Source organism: Paracoccus litorisediminis (assembly GCF_009711205.1).
Taxonomy (GTDB): Bacteria; Pseudomonadota; Alphaproteobacteria; order Rhodobacterales; family Rhodobacteraceae; genus Paracoccus; species Paracoccus litorisediminis.
In genome coordinates this window covers 1-15,492 of record NZ_WMIG01000043.1, presented here as the reverse complement: position 1 = coordinate 15,492, position 15,492 = coordinate 1, and the positions used below count along the sequence as shown (strand labels likewise).

Annotated in this window: 19 protein-coding genes and 1 pseudogene; 13 read left to right on the top strand and 7 right to left on the bottom strand. The window is 64.1% G+C overall.

Annotation, left to right across the window (positions count from 1 at the left end; genetic code table 11):
• Positions 1-76: 76 nt before the first annotated feature.
• The 5 genes from GL300_RS25655 to GL300_RS25635 all read left to right on the top strand — a co-directional run bounded on the left by GL300_RS25655 (position 77) and on the right by GL300_RS25635 (position 3,677).
• Positions 77-703 (top strand): NrsF family protein, encoded by a 627-nt coding sequence (locus GL300_RS25655; protein WP_155042512.1) that lies wholly within the window; start codon positions 77-79, stop codon positions 701-703.
• Positions 704-814: 111 nt separating this feature from the next.
• Positions 815-1,297, top strand: coding sequence for a peptide-methionine (R)-S-oxide reductase MsrB (gene msrB / locus GL300_RS25650; RefSeq protein ID WP_155042511.1), 483 nt, complete (start codon positions 815-817; stop codon positions 1,295-1,297).
• A gap of 88 nt (positions 1,298-1,385) precedes the next feature.
• Entirely contained in the window at positions 1,386-2,099 is a 714-nt protein-coding gene (gene msrA, locus GL300_RS25645) for a peptide-methionine (S)-S-oxide reductase MsrA (protein WP_155042510.1), read from the top strand.
• A 520-nt stretch (positions 2,100-2,619) separates the two neighbouring features.
• Positions 2,620-3,018 (top strand): DUF2177 family protein, encoded by a 399-nt coding sequence (locus GL300_RS25640; RefSeq protein WP_155042509.1) that lies wholly within the window; start codon positions 2,620-2,622, stop codon positions 3,016-3,018.
• Positions 3,015-3,677, top strand: coding sequence for an SDR family NAD(P)-dependent oxidoreductase (locus GL300_RS25635; RefSeq protein WP_155042508.1), 663 nt, complete (start codon positions 3,015-3,017; stop codon positions 3,675-3,677). Before GL300_RS25640 ends, GL300_RS25635 begins: the two co-directional genes overlap by 4 nt.
• A 7-nt stretch (positions 3,678-3,684) precedes the next feature.
• On the opposite strand, the gene GL300_RS25630 is transcribed toward GL300_RS25635, so the two are convergent.
• From GL300_RS25630 to GL300_RS25605, 6 genes are all read right to left on the bottom strand, one after another.
• Entirely contained in the window at positions 3,685-4,410 is a 726-nt protein-coding gene (locus tag GL300_RS25630; protein ID WP_170297817.1) for an SDR family NAD(P)-dependent oxidoreductase, read from the bottom strand.
• Positions 4,407-5,648 (bottom strand): MFS transporter, encoded by a 1,242-nt coding sequence (locus tag GL300_RS25625; RefSeq protein WP_170297816.1) that lies wholly within the window; start codon positions 5,646-5,648, stop codon positions 4,407-4,409. The genes GL300_RS25630 and GL300_RS25625 overlap by 4 nt, the downstream gene beginning before the upstream one ends.
• Positions 5,641-6,798, bottom strand: a complete 1,158-nt coding sequence (locus GL300_RS25620) for an SAM-dependent methyltransferase (RefSeq protein WP_155042506.1) — start codon at positions 6,796-6,798, stop codon at positions 5,641-5,643. Before GL300_RS25620 ends, GL300_RS25625 begins: the two co-directional genes overlap by 8 nt.
• The gene (locus GL300_RS25615) at positions 6,791-7,585 is read right to left on the bottom strand and encodes a DUF1365 domain-containing protein (protein WP_155042505.1); all 795 of its coding nucleotides are present in this window, start codon (positions 7,583-7,585) and stop codon (positions 6,791-6,793) included. The genes GL300_RS25620 and GL300_RS25615 overlap by 8 nt, the downstream gene beginning before the upstream one ends.
• A complete protein-coding gene (locus GL300_RS25610) occupies positions 7,582-8,871 on the bottom strand; it encodes an NAD(P)/FAD-dependent oxidoreductase (RefSeq protein ID WP_211595408.1) in 1,290 nt (429 codons plus the stop codon). The genes GL300_RS25615 and GL300_RS25610 overlap by 4 nt, the downstream gene beginning before the upstream one ends.
• A gap of 76 nt (positions 8,872-8,947) precedes the next feature.
• Positions 8,948-9,469 carry a fasciclin domain-containing protein gene (locus tag GL300_RS25605; RefSeq protein ID WP_155042504.1) on the bottom strand — a complete coding sequence of 174 codons (522 nt, stop codon included), beginning with the start codon at positions 9,467-9,469 and terminating at the stop codon, positions 8,948-8,950.
• Positions 9,470-9,609: 140 nt separating this feature from the next.
• On the opposite strand from GL300_RS25605, the gene GL300_RS25600 reads away from it, so the two are divergent.
• From GL300_RS25600 to GL300_RS27370, 6 genes and pseudogenes are all read left to right on the top strand, one after another.
• A complete protein-coding gene (locus tag GL300_RS25600) occupies positions 9,610-10,155 on the top strand; it encodes a sigma-70 family RNA polymerase sigma factor (protein WP_155042503.1) in 546 nt (181 codons plus the stop codon).
• Positions 10,152-10,847, top strand: a complete 696-nt coding sequence (locus GL300_RS25595; RefSeq protein ID WP_155042502.1) for an anti-sigma factor — start codon at positions 10,152-10,154, stop codon at positions 10,845-10,847. Before GL300_RS25600 ends, GL300_RS25595 begins: the two co-directional genes overlap by 4 nt.
• Positions 10,848-10,985: 138 nt before the next feature.
• Positions 10,986-11,273: pseudogene (locus GL300_RS27010) on the top strand (transposase); the annotation flags it as partial.
• A gap of 310 nt (positions 11,274-11,583) precedes the next feature.
• On the top strand, positions 11,584-12,528 hold the full coding sequence (locus GL300_RS25585; protein ID WP_155042501.1) for an NAD(P)/FAD-dependent oxidoreductase: 945 nt from the start codon (positions 11,584-11,586) through the stop codon (positions 12,526-12,528).
• A 301-nt stretch (positions 12,529-12,829) separates the two neighbouring features.
• Positions 12,830-13,072 (top strand): LysR substrate-binding domain-containing protein, encoded by a 243-nt coding sequence (locus tag GL300_RS27375; RefSeq protein WP_343043227.1) that lies wholly within the window; start codon positions 12,830-12,832, stop codon positions 13,070-13,072.
• Between the two features lie 3 nt (positions 13,073-13,075).
• Positions 13,076-13,369, top strand: a complete 294-nt coding sequence (locus GL300_RS27370) for a type 2 periplasmic-binding domain-containing protein (protein WP_211595406.1) — start codon at positions 13,076-13,078, stop codon at positions 13,367-13,369.
• Between the two features lie 6 nt (positions 13,370-13,375).
• Here GL300_RS27370 and GL300_RS25575 read toward each other — a convergent pair whose 3' ends face one another.
• The gene (locus tag GL300_RS25575) at positions 13,376-14,380 is read right to left on the bottom strand and encodes an aldo/keto reductase (RefSeq protein ID WP_155042500.1); all 1,005 of its coding nucleotides are present in this window, start codon (positions 14,378-14,380) and stop codon (positions 13,376-13,378) included.
• A 379-nt stretch (positions 14,381-14,759) separates the two neighbouring features.
• Here GL300_RS25575 and GL300_RS25570 point away from each other — a divergent pair, with 379 nt between their 5' ends.
• Both GL300_RS25570 and GL300_RS25565 read left to right on the top strand, forming a co-directional pair.
• Positions 14,760-15,044: a hypothetical protein gene (locus GL300_RS25570; RefSeq protein ID WP_155042499.1), complete on the top strand. Its 285-nt coding sequence runs from the start codon at positions 14,760-14,762 to the stop codon at positions 15,042-15,044.
• Between the two features lie 8 nt (positions 15,045-15,052).
• Entirely contained in the window at positions 15,053-15,325 is a 273-nt protein-coding gene (locus tag GL300_RS25565; protein ID WP_155042498.1) for a hypothetical protein, read from the top strand.
• Positions 15,326-15,492 lie beyond the last annotated feature (167 nt).

Genomic DNA, 15,492 nt, shown 5'->3' with positions numbered 1-15,492 from the left:
ACGACCGGAGACATCAGCCCCATGAGCCTGAAACACATGCTTCGCCAGATCGAGCCCGACCGTGATAATCTCCGACATGACCGCTCTCCTGTGTGGATCCTCGCAGACCCACCTTGGCACACCGATGACGTCGGGGGGCGGTCACATCATCAGAGCCGGTCTGATCGGCGCGGCGGCGATCATGCTTCTTGCGCTCGGGCCGCGACAGGACTGGGCCGCGATGATCGGCAGCGTCGCGTTCCAGGCAAAGCTTGTCTATGCAGCGGCCCTTGTCCTGGCGGGGCTGGAGGCCGTTCGACGGCTGGCGCGCCCCTCGGGACGGGCGGTGCGTGCGAGCCGCGTCCTGCCGATCATCTTCGGCCTAGCCTGTGTGGTCGCTATCGTTTGCCTCATGAGGGCCGCGCCCGAGGACCGGCGTGGGCTCCTCTTGGGAAACACCGCGCTGGTCTGCCCGTTCCTGATTGGCTTGGTTGCGGCACCGGTTTTAGCAAGCTTGCTGGCAGTCTTGCGCCGCCTTGCCCCGACGCGCCCGATCCGGGCCGGTGCCGCGGCAGGTCTTTTGGCCGGGGCGGCCGCCGCCTTCGTCTATGCCTTCCACTGCCCCGAGAGCGGCCTTCCCTTCGTCGCCCTGTGGTATACGGCGGGCATCCTACTGTCCTCGGCTATAGGGGCCGCGATGGGTCCGCAGGTGCTGCGGTGGTAAATGAGCAGATTGCGTCCCGCGCGTAACTTTTTGGGGCGTGCAATCGTATAAGTTCTCAGATGCCGAGTGCGGGATCGCCGCAATGGCAACTTATGCCCATAAGGAGGAAACATGTTTACCAGAAGGCAGACGCTTCTTGCCGGATGCACACTCGCTCTTTGCGGGCGCAACCTCATGTCCTCCCGCGCCGTGGCCGCAAGCTTTGCGGTGACGCATAGCGAGGCCGAGTGGCGCGCAATCCTGACACCCGAGCAATTCGATGTCCTGCGCAAAGGGGGCACCGAATATGCCGGCTCAAGCCCTTTGCTGAATGAGCATCGTACCGGTGTCTTTGCCTGCGCTGGCTGCGCTCAGGATCTGTTTTCGTCCAAGACCAAATATGACAGTGGCACCGGCTGGCCCAGTTTCTGGGCGCCGCTCAAAGGGGCGGTCGTCACGTCGCAGGACAGCTCGCTGGGGATGAGCCGGGTCGAGGTCCGTTGCGCCCGCTGTGGCGGACATCTGGGTCATCTCTTCAAGGACGGGCCACAGCCAACCGGCCTCCGCTATTGCATGAACGGCGTGGCGCTGACCTTCCGCCCGACTGCGACTTGAGGAGCACAAATCCCTGCCGCCAGCGCAGCAAGGGCTAAGCCCGACCAGAAGTTCGAACTCCAGTTTCTCGATCCGGGAGGAGAAGCTCATGATCTCACCTTTGGCTGCCATTATCCGACCCATACACCTCGCGGTAATTGCCATCGCCCTGTCGATGGGCGTGCAGGTGGCACAGGCGCAGGAAGGGCTAAAGATCCCTCCGCCCCGACGCGACATCGCCGCCTCGGGCAGCACGCAAACCGCCCTCTTCGCGGGAGGTTGCTTCTGGGGCGTGCAGGGCGTCTTCCAGCATGTCGTCGGCGTGAAGAATGCCGTCTCTGGCTATGCGGGCGGTGCCGCTGCCACGGCCGAATACAGGAGGGTCGGCAGCGGCAGAACTGGCCATGCCGAGGCGGTGCGGATTTCCTACGACCCCTCGAAGATCAGCTATGGCAAGTTGCTGCAAATCTTCTTCTCCGCCGCCCATGATCCGACGCAACTGAACCGTCAGGGTCCCGATACAGGCACCCAGTACCGCTCGGCGATCTTTCCGCAAAACAAGGAACAGGCTGCCGTGGCCCGGGCCTATATCGACCAGCTGAAAGCGACCCGCCTTTACAGCGCGCCAATCGTCACCATAGTCGAGCCGGGCAAGTCATTTTACCCGGCTGAGACGTACCATAAAGACTATCTCGTCAATAACCCGACCCAGCCCTACATCCGGATCAACGACCTGCCAAAGATTGAGCATCTCCGAAACCTGTTCCCGGATGTGTGGCGTAAAAATCCAGTCCTCGTGGCCGAAGCAGGCACAAACGGTTGAATGCCATTGCAGCCCCGATTTTGCGCACGCCATCAGAGCGACGGCTGAGAGGAATGCGGTGAAACAGAACCACGAGTGTTCAAGCGGCAGGTCAGAGCCAGCTTATCGGTAGAACCAAATGTCTCGCCGGCCATAGTGTCCTGTGCCAGCGAGGCAGATTCAGCGAACCGAAATGCCCACGATGGAATTTCTTGCGGCCTGCCATCGCATAGTCACCCGTCGACGCGAAGACCCCCATATTTCGTGCGCCGAGCGATCGGCATCATCGGCGAGGCGCCCCCATACACAATCAGGGAAAGACTAACGCCCCCTGCAAACTCAATACGTTTCAAAATCGTACCTCGAATATTTCGTCGCGCCAATCCATCGGCCGCTTCAGCAGGAGGGAAAAGGCGGCGCGATGGGATCTGTGGCTTCCAGCGTCATTGAGGCGGTGGGGGCCGGTCGGCCATGTAGTTCGATGCAACTCTTTTTGCCTCCGGCGCGTCCCATAATCAGGCGAGCTTCGAAGGAGGAGCCCATGCAGACCGTGATCCTGTACTTGTCCACATTTGCCGTCTTCCTCGTCATCGACATGGTGGGAATTTCTCTCATCATCCGTCCGATCTTCGAGCGACATGTCGGTGCCCTGCTGGCGGATCCACTGCGGCTTGGCCCTGCGGCTGCCTTCTATGCGGCCTATGTCGCGGGCATGCTGTATTTCGTGTCGCTGCCCGGAGCCGCGCGCGGCGAGGGAGGCGCGATTTTCTGGAACGGGCTGCTGCTGGGACTGATGTGCTACGGCACTTACGAGTTCACCAATCTCGCGACGCTCCGCGACTGGTCGCTCCAGCAGGTCGTGGTGGACACGCTCTGGGGAGGTTTGCTCACAGGGTTTTCGGCTTGGGCTGGCGTCGCAATCCTGCGCTGGCTGGCATGAGGGCGCTGGTTCTTGGCCATACCGGCGGTATCGGCTCTGCGGTTGCGGACGAGTTGCGGGCGCGGGGGGGCCTGATCACGGGGCTGTCGAGGCGCGAAGGTCTCGACCTGACGCAACAGGACAGCGTCGCCCGCGCCGCCCGCGCGCTGCAGGCAGAGAGTTTCGATCTGATCTTCGACGCGACCGGTGCGCTCGAGATCGATGGCCACCGACCGGAAAAGACGATCGCCGCGATACGCGCCGAGGCGATGGCCGCGCAATTCGCGCTGAACGCGACCGGAACCGCGCTGGCTCTTGCACATTTCAGCCCTCTGCTGGTGCGGCAGAGGCGCGCGGTGTTCGCCTCGCTTTCGGCGCGGGTCGGCTCGATCGGTGACAACCGCCTGGGAGGCTGGATCAGCTATCGCGCGGCCAAGGCGGCCCAGAACCAGATCCTGCGCACGGCGGCGATCGAACTGGCGCGACGCAATCGGCAGACAATCGTCGTGGCCCTGCATCCCGGCACGGTCCGCACCCGCCTGACCGCGCGCTACGCCGCGCATCATCCCACCATCTCGCCAGATGAATCCGCCCGCGCCTTGCTGGATGTCATCGAAACACTGACACCCGAGGACAATGGCAGCTTCCGCGATTGGCGAGGCGAACCCGTCGAATGGTAACGAATTTCTAGCGCACCAGTCGCCGCGTCAGACGCAGGGCCAAGGGATACGGCAGGGCGCGCAGCAGTTTCAACGGCAGGCTCAGGCGGCGCGGAAAATGGATCTCGAACCGACGGCTATCGAGACCCCGGATCATCCGTCGCGCCGCATCTTGAGGGCTCATCAGGCTTGGCATGTCGAAATCATTGCGTCGCGTCATCCGCGTGTCCACGAAGCCGGGGCTGATCAGCCGGACATCGACCTGCGGCGCAAGTTCGACACGCAGGGTTTCGGCCATATTGATGACCCCGGCCTTGGTGGCGGAATAGATCTGCCCCTGCGGCAGGCCGATATAGCCCGCGACCGAGCCGGTGAGGGCAAGCTGGCCACCTTTCACCAGCAAGGGAACGGCCGCTTGCACGAAATGGAAGCTGCCGGTCAGGTTGATCTCGACGATCCGTGCCGCGAGATCCGGATCGGCCTGCATGAGGCCTCCCGGCTCATAAAGCGCGGCCAGGGTGATCGCCCGATCCAGACCTCCGCCCGCCGCGATCGCTTCTGCTGCGGAGGCAAGACTTCGGGGATCGCTCACATCGGCCGCGAGGGGCTCGGCCCCGATCTCGGAGGCCAGCCGCTCGAGCGCGGGGGATGATCGGGCAGAGAGGATCAGGCGAGCCCCTTTTGCCGCCCATTGCCGCGCGAGTTCCGCACCGATCCCGTCCGAGGCGCCCATGATCCAGATGCGTTCGGTCATATCGCGTTCCTCCGCAGCAGAAATACAAGCGCTGCCACCGCGCCCAGCCGCAATGCGATCGGCACGCCCGCATAGAGCAGCAGTAGTGCTTCCAGGGCCGACGCATCGTTGGTCTGGCTGGGTCGGAAGCCGGAAAATTCGAGCAGCGGAAAGGCCACCGTCCCGGCCACGGCCAAGGCCGCCCGGGACAGGAATCCCAGCACGGCATGGGCGCGCGATGCAACGGCCTCGGCCCTTGCCGCCTCAATCCGTGCCGAAAGGATGGCCGGGGGCATGACCAGGTCCGCCCCGAGACAGAAACCCGTGGTCGCGCAGATCAACAGGAACCGCAACCGCTCTCCGGGCCCCAATGACAGGGCCAGGGCAAAGCCTGCCACCGAACAGGCGAGAGCGAAGCACCAGATGCGCGCGGCGGGATGCCGACGCGCCAGCCGACCGGCCAGCGCGGCGCCCGGCAAGGCGGCAAGCAGATAGGTCAGCAGGAAAAGCCCGGACCAATCCTCGGCCCGCAACAGGTCCCGCGAGACCATGAGGAACAGTGCGGCCGGAAACGCCGCCGACAGCAGCACCAAGGCCGAGACGAGGAACAGGGGGAAAAGTGACTTCCATTCGGGCTCTGTCCCGGGACGGGGCTGAAGTTCCAACCGGGTGCGGCCCAGCCAGCGCAGAAAAACCGGCAGCACCGTGACCAGAGTGATGGCAAGCACCGCCGCTTGGGTCAGCATGGCTCCTTGGCACCCAAGCAGCGGTGCGAGGACTTCGGGCAGGACCGCAGCGAAGATGAGGCCGATCAGACCGAACCCCTCGCGCAGGGTGCTGATACGGGCCTTGTCGGCGGGCGCGCGCTGCCACAAACCTCCGACCGTCAGCAGTTGCACCGAGATCAGGCTGTGCCCGAGGCTTGCCAGGGCCATAGTGGCACAAAACCAGGCAAGCGCAGGAAGCCTTGGTGCGCTGAAAAGTCCGGTCACACCGGCCCCAAGCAGCGCGGCCCCCGCACAGATCATCGTGCCGCGCGCGGCGGGCCAGCGATCGCCGAGCCAGCCGCAAATAGGGTCGAAAGCCCCGTCCAGCAGGCGCAGCCAGGCCAGGGAAAGCCCCAGTGCAGCCAGCGGCACGCCGTGCATAGCGGCATAGAAATCGGGGGCATGGATGTAAAGCGGCAGCCCGACGAAGGCCAGCGGCAGCGCTAGGACGCCATAAGCTGCCAGGTCTCGGCGCGACAGCGCCTCAGGCATGGGCCAGTCGATATTGCACCACGTCGGTTCTGCCGACCGAGAACGAGGCCGCGCAGGCCGCAAGGTAGAAGCGCCAGACCCGGATGAAGGCCTCATCGAAGCCCAGGGCCAGAACCTCGGCACGACAGGCATCGAAGCGTGCCAGCCAGGCGGTCAGCGTCCGGGCATAGTCCTGGCCGAAGCCGAACTGTTCCTCGACGCGAAGGCCGGCGGCCTCGGCTCCGGCCCGGAAACGCGCGGGCGCGGGCAGCATGCCGCCGGGAAAGATGAAGCTGCGCACCATGTCGCCCCCGCGGCGATAGCGGTCGAAATAGCGGTCGGCCACGGTGATCGTCTGGACCATGGCCCGGCCATGCTGCGCAAGGACCTGGGCCAGCTTGCCGAAATAGACCGGCCAGAACCGCTCGCCCACGGCCTCGAACATCTCGATCGAGACGACATGGTCGAAACGTCCGCGCTCGTCGCGATAATCCTGCAAGGCGATCTCTGCCGCGCCGCCAAGGCGTCTGCGCGCAAAGGCCGCCTGCTCGGCCGAGAGGGTCAGGCCCCTCGGGGCGAAATCCCCCCGGGCCAGCGCCCGCTCGGCAAATCCGCCCCAACCGCAGCCGATCTCGAGCAGGCGGCCCGTGCGGGCCGCCAATCCGTCGAGGATGCGGTCGTATTTCCGCCGTTGCGCCGCTGCCAGGTCGTCCCCTGCCGCGAACAGGGCCGAGGAATAGGTCATCGTCTCATCCAGCCAGAGCCGGTAGAAGTGGTTCCCGAGGTCGTAATGGGCCGCGATGTTACGCCGCGATCCCGCGCGGGTGTTGCGGTTCAGCAGGTAAAGCAGCCGCACCGCCAGCCTTTCCAGGGGACGACCGTAGATGAAGCGGTCCAGAGCCTCCTCGTTCATCAGGCCGAATGTCAGCAAGGCAGGCAGATCGGGCGTGTCGCACCACCCGTCGCGATAGGCCTCGGTCAGACCGATATCGCCGCGGGCTGCCAGCGCCGGCACCATGCGCCAGTTGCGGACCTCGAGCCGCGCCTGCGGGCCGGGCCGCGCCCCTGCGAACTCGCGCACTCTGCCGTCAGGCGTCACAAGCCTCAGACTGCCATGGGAGATGGCATCAAGGCTGCGCAGGAACTCTGTCTGGATGCGGTGTTCAAACATCTGATCCTCGGGTCAGGGTGGTCGCCTCGGATGAGGTGACCTCAAGCTGTGGCGGCTTTCGAATGTATCGCAGGCCGCGCAGGTAGAGCCGTGCCGCCTGCCAATGGATCAGGCCCGTCACAAGCTGGGCCTGAAGGGGCCGGCGCAGCATGGCATGGCGCAAACTTTGCCTGTCCAGCACGCGCGCGCGTCCGGTCAACGAAGTGCCGAGCATGGTCGCCCCATCCGGCGCGATCCAGTCCACCCAGGCCCCGAAACGGCCCGGCCCGGCATCAAAGCGGAAGACATAGCGCCCTTGCCGCGGCAGGAAGGGCGAGACGTGGAAGAGCTTTTGCCCCTCGATCCGGTCCGTGGGCGCGATCACGCCTCCGTCGACATGGCGCACCAAGTAGGCGTGGCTTTCGCCGAAGGTGTTGCAGACCTCGGCCAGAACCGCGCGAAGTCCTTGCGCGTCCCGGGCCAGCCAGAAGCTGACCGGATTGAAGCCGTAGCCCGTGCTGCAGGGCATGGTGACGAGCGTCACCTCGCAAGCCTCGAGCCCCGCAGGGGCCAGCCGGTCGCGGATGAACGCAGCCAGCGGACGGCTGTCACGCCAGCCGTGATCGCGCAGGCGGATCGACCAAAGTCCGGCACGGTCCGGTTGCAACGGCAGTTCGCCGCGCTCGAAAGGGCCGAGCGGAAGGGCGGCATAGGTGGCACGATAGCTGAACTGGCGCGAGACATCACCGCTGCGACCGTGCCAGATCGCCCCGTCGATCAGCGCGCCCTGCCACAGATCCGTGCTCATGGGCTTGCGACCTGCAATGGGGCCCGACGGGCCGGGCCGAGTGGCCAGTTGACGCCCATCGCCTCGGCGACCTGCAGCGCCGAGAGGAGGCCGTCCTCGTGAAACCCGTAGCGCGTCCAGGCCCCGGCATGAAAGATCCCGCCGCGCCCCTGAATGGTAGGCAGCAGGGACTGGGCAGCGATCGCCGCATCGTCAAAGCGGGGATGGGCCATGATCGCCTCGTCATGGATATGCCGGGGTTCGATTTCGGGATTCAGCGAGACGATCAGCGGCCGCGGCGTGCGCAGGTTCTGCAGCCGGTTCATCCAGTAGGACAGGCTGATCGGTTCGTCGTTCGGCGGCAAATCACCTTGCGTGACATAGTTCCAAGATGCCCAGGCCGCTTTTCGCCTTGGCATCAGGCGCGGGTCAGAATGAAGAACCATGCGGTTTGGGTAAGTGCGGATGGCCGAAAGGATGCGCCGCTCATCGGGATCGGGGCGGTCCAACAGGGCAAGCGTCTGGGGCGCATGGGTCGCGAAGACCACCCGGTCGAAGTGTTCTTCCCCGTGCCTACTAACGACAATGCCCCCTCCGTCAGATTTGCGGCGCACGGCCCGAACCGGGCTGGCGAGGCGAACTTCCCCGCGCAACCGGGACAGGATGGCCTGGACATAGGTTCGTGCCCCGCCGCGGATCGTCAGCCATTGCGGCTGCCCGTTCACCGACAGCAGACCGTGATTGTCGAAGAAGCGAACGAGGGTGTCGGCGGGGAGGTCGAGCATCCGGGCCGTCGGTGCGGACCAGATCGCTCCCGAGATCGGCAGCAGGAAGCGGTCCCGGAATTCGTCACCCAGCCGCAGCGCCCGGATGAGGTCAGCGACATTGCCATCAACGGCTGGATGACTCGGCGCTTCGCGAAAGAACCGCAGGATGTCGCGGATAAGGCGCCAATGGCTGGCATCGACCAAGCACATGGGCTGGGCGAACATCGCGCGCATCGAGAAAGTTCCGTATTCGTAGCGCCCCATCCTAAAGCTCGCCGAAAACGACATGTCGCTGGGATCAAGCGTAACACCAAAATGCTCGAGCATTGCCGTGAACAAAGGGTAGGTGCGGCGGTTGCAGACGATGAAACCGGTATCGACCTCTACCCCCTCGGCCCGGACGGTTCGAGCATGTCCGCCGGGACGGTCCTCGGCCTCGAACAGCGTGATGTCGTGGTTTTCGTCAAGCAGCCAAGCCGCCCCGAGGCCGGCAATGCCACTGCCGATGATCGCGATGCGCAGCCTGACCTGTTCCGCCAAGATAATCTCACCTTTTCCGGAAAGCTTGCATTTGACGCGGCGCGGGGCATCGCGGCCCCGCGCGGTGTGAAGTCAGTCAGCTCGCGGGCAGTAATACGCCATTGATGACGTGGACGACGCCATTTCCAGCAGCCAGGTCCGCGGCTGTGACGGTGATCGCGTCATCTATTTTCACCTTCCCGTCCTTAACCGACAGTTGCAGGCGGCAGTTGCCGATTGTCGTGACATCGGCGGTTCCGCCGCCTTTCTCGACCAAGGCGACGACATCGGCTGCCATCGCCTTTGTCGCCACGACATGGCAGCTGAGGATCTTGCGCAGGCTATCGACATTCTCGGGTTTCATCACCTCTGCGAGGGTCTCCTCGGGCAAGGCGGAGAACGCCTTGTCGGTCGGGGCAAAGACCGTGAAAGGACCCGCGCCCGAGAGCGTATCCGCGAGGCCCGCAGCGATCACGGCCTTTTCGAGCGTGTCGTGATCCTTCGAGCCGACCACGATCTCGACCACGGTGGCGGGCATCGATCCGTTCATTGCCGCCATCGCTGTCCCGCCAAGAAGAATTGCGGCGGTGGTAGCTGCGGCGCATTTTACGAAGGTCATCTCATCCTCCATCTTGACCAGTATTGTCGGAGACGGGGCGCAGACCCGAGAAGTTGCAGCGCTCGCGATTTCGTGATCATTGGGCGCGGCTTGCGCCAAACTGCCCCTTGCGGCACAGTTCACGCATGGCGGAGTGAAAAATGTCAGACGGAACCGGAGAGTTACGCGACCTTCTTGGCCGCACGGCACTGCGTGACCGGGCCGCGTTCGCGCGGCTCTATGACCGGGCCGGACCGAAGCTATTCGGCATCTGCCTGCGCATCCTGCGGGACCGGCATGAGGCCGAAGATGCCTTGCAGGAGATCTTCGTCAAGATTTGGTACAGCGCCGAGCGTTATGTTCCCGATATCGCCAGCCCGCAGGCCTGGTTGAACACGGTCGCGCGCAACCATGCCATTGACCTCCTGCGGGCGCGCAAGCCCGGCGGCGGTGAGATCGACGATGCGGATCCCTTGGCCGACGACGCGCCAGGACCCGAGGACCGCGCCATCCAGCTCTCGGAAGGTCGCCAGATCGAAACTTGCCTTTCCGAACTGACACCGCCCCGCGCCGAGGCGGTTCGCCGCGCCTATGTCGAGGGTGACAGCTATGTCGAACTCGCCGATCGCTTCGCGGTCCCGCTGAACACCATGCGCAGTTGGCTGCGGCGCAGCCTGATCCAGTTGCGGGAGTGTATGTCGCGATGACCACTGATCCCGACCCGCTCGATCCCCGCGACGTCGCAAGCGCCGGCGAATACGTTCTTGGCACCTTGCCCCGAGCCGAACGCGACCTCTTTCGTCGCAGACTCGCTGGCGAGCCGGCCCTGCGGGCCGAGGTTACCCGCTGGGAGGTGCATTTCCACCCGCTTTCCGACGAGGTCGCGCCCGTCGACACGCCCCCTAACCTTTGGCCGGGCATCGAGCGCCGCCTGTTCGAACCATCGGTCGCGCGGGATAGCGGAGTGTCACCCTTCTGGCGCTGGCTGGGCTTGGGCGCGGGCCTCGCGACGGCGGTCTTGGCCGGCATTCTCTGGCTTGGACCGGTCCGCCTTCCGGACGGAGGCCAGCTTTGGGTCTCGGACATGGTCTCGGCAGACGGGGCGGTCAGGCTCGCCGCGCTCTATGACGAGAGGAGTGGCGAAATGCGGGTTTCGGTCGGGGGGGCGGAACCAGGAGCGGGCCGCGATTTCGAATTATGGCTGATCCAGGGCGACCGGGCGCCAATATCGCTGGGCGTGATGCCGCATCGCGGGCAGGCGGCCATGCCGATTCCGCCCGAACTGCGTATGCTGGTCGCGAACGCCACTCTGGCCATTACCGACGAGCCTGCTGGCGGGACCCCGACCGGAGTCGCGACCGGACCAGTCGTGGCCTCGGCTCCGCTGCGCCGGATCTGATCAAGGCGAACTGGCGCTGCTGATCGACGGTTTTTATGTAAATTGCAGGAGGGGCACACGGAAGGCCGTCGAATGAATACCAGCCCACACGGCGCCTCTTTTGGGCGGTGCTGACGTTTTCGCTAAGTGGAGTTTGCCTGTGCCCTGAAACCCCGATGCACGCCCAATCAAGCGAACCGCACAATCGCTCGATCGAGACAGGAACACGCGCGCCAGAAGGCACGAGAGATTGCCACCACCGACGCATATATCGCGTCAGGTCATGCAACGAAGAAAATCGAGATGCTCTTCGTCCACCTCAAGCGCATACTCGGCCTCGACCGCCTTCGCCTTCGAGGCCCGAACGGCGCCAAGGATGAGTTCCACTTAGCCGCAACAGTCCAAAACCTCCGCATACTCGCTAAACTGAGGACGTCACCGGCGTAAGGTGTCAGCAAGAGCGCTCCGCCTAACTCGACAGCCAGAAATCCGAGGCGAGTTTTTCAACAACATCTCAGTCATGCTGCCGCCCACGCGAGAATTTCGCTGCGGTATCACTGAGCGACCAGTTCTACCATGCGCCGGTGCGCCATTTGTCACTGGCGACCGTGGGCCGCCCATGCAGGATCGCCCTATCGGATTGAACCCGCGTAATTACTCGATGGTGAAACCGATGCCAAATCGAGCGCGTTCTGTGCTGCATCCTTTGGATGCAGGGGCCGACGACCGGCGTGCTCAGTGATATGGAGCTTCAAGATTGCCTCGGAAGACCAGTCGAAAATCCGGTGATGTCAAGGATTGCGCCATCATCGGGTGCGGGCCGGCAGGAGTGACCGCGGCGATCTACCTTGCCCGGTTCCTGAGAAGCGTCACGGTCTTCGATGGCGGGAAAAGCCGCGCGTCCTGGATTCCGAAATCGCACAATCACGCAGGCTATCCCGATGGGGTCGCGGGGCATGAGCTTCTGGCGCGAATGCGTCGGCAGGCCGAACAATTCGGTGCGAAAGTCATCGAGCGACGGGTCGCCTCGATCACGCTCCAAGGCGATGGTTTTCTGCTAAACTCCGAAGCGGGTGAGATGAAGTTCCGGGCGGTCTTGCTGGCAACTGGTGTCATCAATCGCAGGCCACCGATCAATGACACGGTCCATCAGTCCGCGATGGAGGCGGGTTTTCTGCGCTACTGCCCGGTCTGCGATGCCTATGAGGCCAAGACCGGGAAGATTGCGGTGCTCGGCGCGGATGGGTCCGGGGTTGCCGAGGCCCTCTTCCTCCGCCGCTATTCGGACCGCGTTACCTTGCTTACCCTCGAGGAAAGTAAGTTGCAGCCTGCACATCAGGACGCGCTGGCAAAATTCGGAATTGAGGCCGTCTTCTCTCCCGTAGCCGAGTTCGATTTTTCATCGGGCGCCCAGGTTATCCTAATGAATGGCACAAAGCGTCGGTTCGACACGCTATATCCTGCCCTCGGGACGGACCCTAATAATGATCTTGCCCTGTCGCTGGGGCTCGTGGTTTCCGGAGACAACTGCCTCATCGCGGACAAGCATCAGCGCCTTGGTATCAGGGGTCTTTATGCCGCGGGCGACATCCTGTCGGCGCTCGACCAGATCAGCGTCGCCATGGGGCAGGCCGCGATTGCGGCAACGACCATGCACAACGACATGCGCGATGAAGATGGCGAGACCTGGAAGCCAGTTTAGGAAGTGTAAAGAGATGGTAAGCGAAAACTTGGATACGGACTTGCGCCGCATCTCCTCGGGTCAAGGAAGGCTTCGATATCCTACTAACACCTTCCAGCTCGTCGCAAGACTTGCGAGATCGGGCTTTACGTTATAGCCGCCAACGGCCTACTGCGAACTGCTTGAGCGTATAGACGAAACCGAGCAGCAGCTGGCCTCGGGCGCGGAACCCGAGGGACAGCTGCGGGTCGATAGCTCGGGCTCTTTCGGGATCCACGCGCTCGAGCCGCTTCTGCCGGGGTTTTGACGATCCTTTCCGAACGTGGTGATCGACCTCACGCTATCGGACGAGATCAGCGACCTTTATCTCGACCTGACCGATATCGCCTTCCGCGTCGGCAAGCTGCCGGATTCTGCCTTGATGGCACGGCGGATTGGCAGGGCCCGTCGTCGCAGCCTGGCCGCGCCGGATCGCCTTGCCCACAATGGCACACCGCAAACGCCCGAGGGCCTGGCCCGCCACAATTGCCTGGGCTTCAATTTCCGCAGGGCGAACCGGGTTTGACCGATGCAGGAAAGCGGCCCCATCGTCGAGCGCATGGTCGCCGGCAGCCTCGTGGCCAACAACGCGACAACATTGCGGCGCATGGCTCTCGCCGGGGCCGGGCTGGCGCGGATCGCCGATTACCAGCTGCGCGAGGATCCGGAGGCGGGATGGCTGATCGAGGTGTTGAAAGACAGCGTGCTTGAGGAATCCGACGAAATCCACGCCGACTTCAGGGGATCGGCCCATATGCCGGCGCGCATGCGGGCCTTCCTCGATCATTTCGTGCCGCCCTTGCAGAAATTCCTGTCCGGGTGAGGCGGGTCAGGCCGGCAGCGGCGACGCAGGGTTGACCAGATTGGCTGCGCGCAGTTCCTGCCAGAAGGCGGCGGGCACCTTCTCGTCAAGGGCGGCCTGATCCTCGGCGATCCGCGAGGGCTTGCTCGCGCCGGGGATGACAGCCGCCACGGCGGGATGGGCCAGCGAGAATTGCAGGCCGGCGGCCTTCATGCTGACCCCGTGCCGGTCCGCGATGGCCTTGATCCGTGCGACGCGGTCCAGAAGCTCGGCGCTCGCCGGTGCGTATTCGAAATTCGGCCCTCCGACCAGCGCCCCCGAGGAATAGGGCCCCCCGACGACGATCCCCAGCCCCTGTGCCGCGACCTCGGGCATCACCCGCTGCAATGCGCGGGCATGGTCCAGCAAGGTGTAGCGACCGGCTAGCAGGAAGGCGTCTGGACGCGGCTCGTCCAGCGCGAGCAATATCTCTATCGGCTCGACCCGGTTGACGCCGAGGCCCCAGCCCCTGATCACGCCCTCGTCGCGAAGCCGGTCCAAGGCCCGGAACGCGCCTGTCCGCGCGGCCTCGAACATTGACAGCCAGTCGTCGCCATAGAAGTCCTGTGCCACATCATGGACAAAGGCAATCTCGATCCGGTCGGTGCCCAACCGCTTCAGGCTGCCTTCGATCGCGCGCAGCGTGCCGTCTTGGCTGTAATCGTTCACCACGCGGTTCGGGCGGCCCCAGCGGAAGACATCGCCCTTCTCGCCATTGTCGCGCGGCGCGGTGTCGATCTCGTCCAGCACGACGCGGCCCACCTTGGTCAAGAGCACGAATTCCTCGCGCCGATGGTCCTTCAGGGCCTCGCCAAGGCGCAATTCGGCGAGGCCCGCGCCATAGAGGGGCGCGGTGTCAAAGTAACGGATGCCGCTGTCCCAGGCGGCATCGACAGTCTGGCGGGCCTCGTCCTCGGGGATGTCGCGGAACATGTTGCCCAAGGGGGCCGAGCCGAAGCCGATGCGGCGGGGAAGGATGTCGGAAAGGGGCATGTGGTCAGTCCTTCTGAGAGTGTGCCACCGACAGCCGGCGGCCTCGTTCGGAAGATGAGCTCATGGATAATGGCGGTAGCCACAGGCCTTTCGCAACAGCCATGAACTGCATTCACAGCTGCAACCCGGCAGCCAGTCCACCTGGGCTGCAGGCCTTGTTGAACGCCGTCCGTGCCGTCGCTGCCGATGTGCCGGGAGGCTTCCTTGCCCTTGGCATCGCTCTGCTTAACGCGGCCCCGGGCCAAGGACCACCACCATCGCATTTGGCAATATCGCGGAGCAGCTCATGGGGTCTCGCGTTCGCAGGAGCGGAAAGCTCCTCAGCAGGAACTGATTTTTGATGCCCAAGCTGCGATACTCAATGTCGCGGCGCTCTGGGATGTTCGCCCAACTTACGCTTGGCAAAACGGCCGCAGTCCGGGTGGTGACGATGAAAAACAGAGGCTTCAGCAACTCCAGCCGTGGTGCCGTCGCGGCGGGCGCCGCCGCAGCGGGGACCGTGTCTTTCGGCACGATGTTACTTGGCGCGGCCGCGCTCGGTGCCGTCGCCGAAGGAGCGATCGCTGTCGGGCGCTTCTCTGTGCACCACACAAAGCTGCGACGGGCGGAAATTGGCGATCTCACTTTCGGTCGCCTTACTGTGGCGGTGTCGGGCGGACATTAACAGTCCGCGTGAAGGCTGAGTCGGGTAAAGTTGAAACGCTGCAACGCTTGATCGCAGCGGAGTTCAATGCCATCGCGCCGCAGACTACCCTTTTTGCACATCGATCCGAGGCCGACCTGGACCTTTTATTGCTCCAAGCATCTTGGTTTGGCGAGGGCATCGAGACACCCGATGAGCGGCCTTTGGTTTTCGAGACGCTACTTCGCGAAGCTGCTGAGAATGGCCTCATCGCGGTACCTTCAGACGAACAGTTTGCCCTCGAGGTCTTCCGGTCGATCTGACGTGGCCCGGCGGCCGTCACATCGAGATTTTGCTGCGCCGTGTCTGAGCGACGGCTTCGGCGAAAGCCGCGGTGCTGCAAGTCTGGTGCTCCAGCGTCCGCAATGGGCCGGCAGCTACGGCCGCCATTTCCTGTCCCACAGCATGTTGGGCGGGAGCTCTTCGCCGC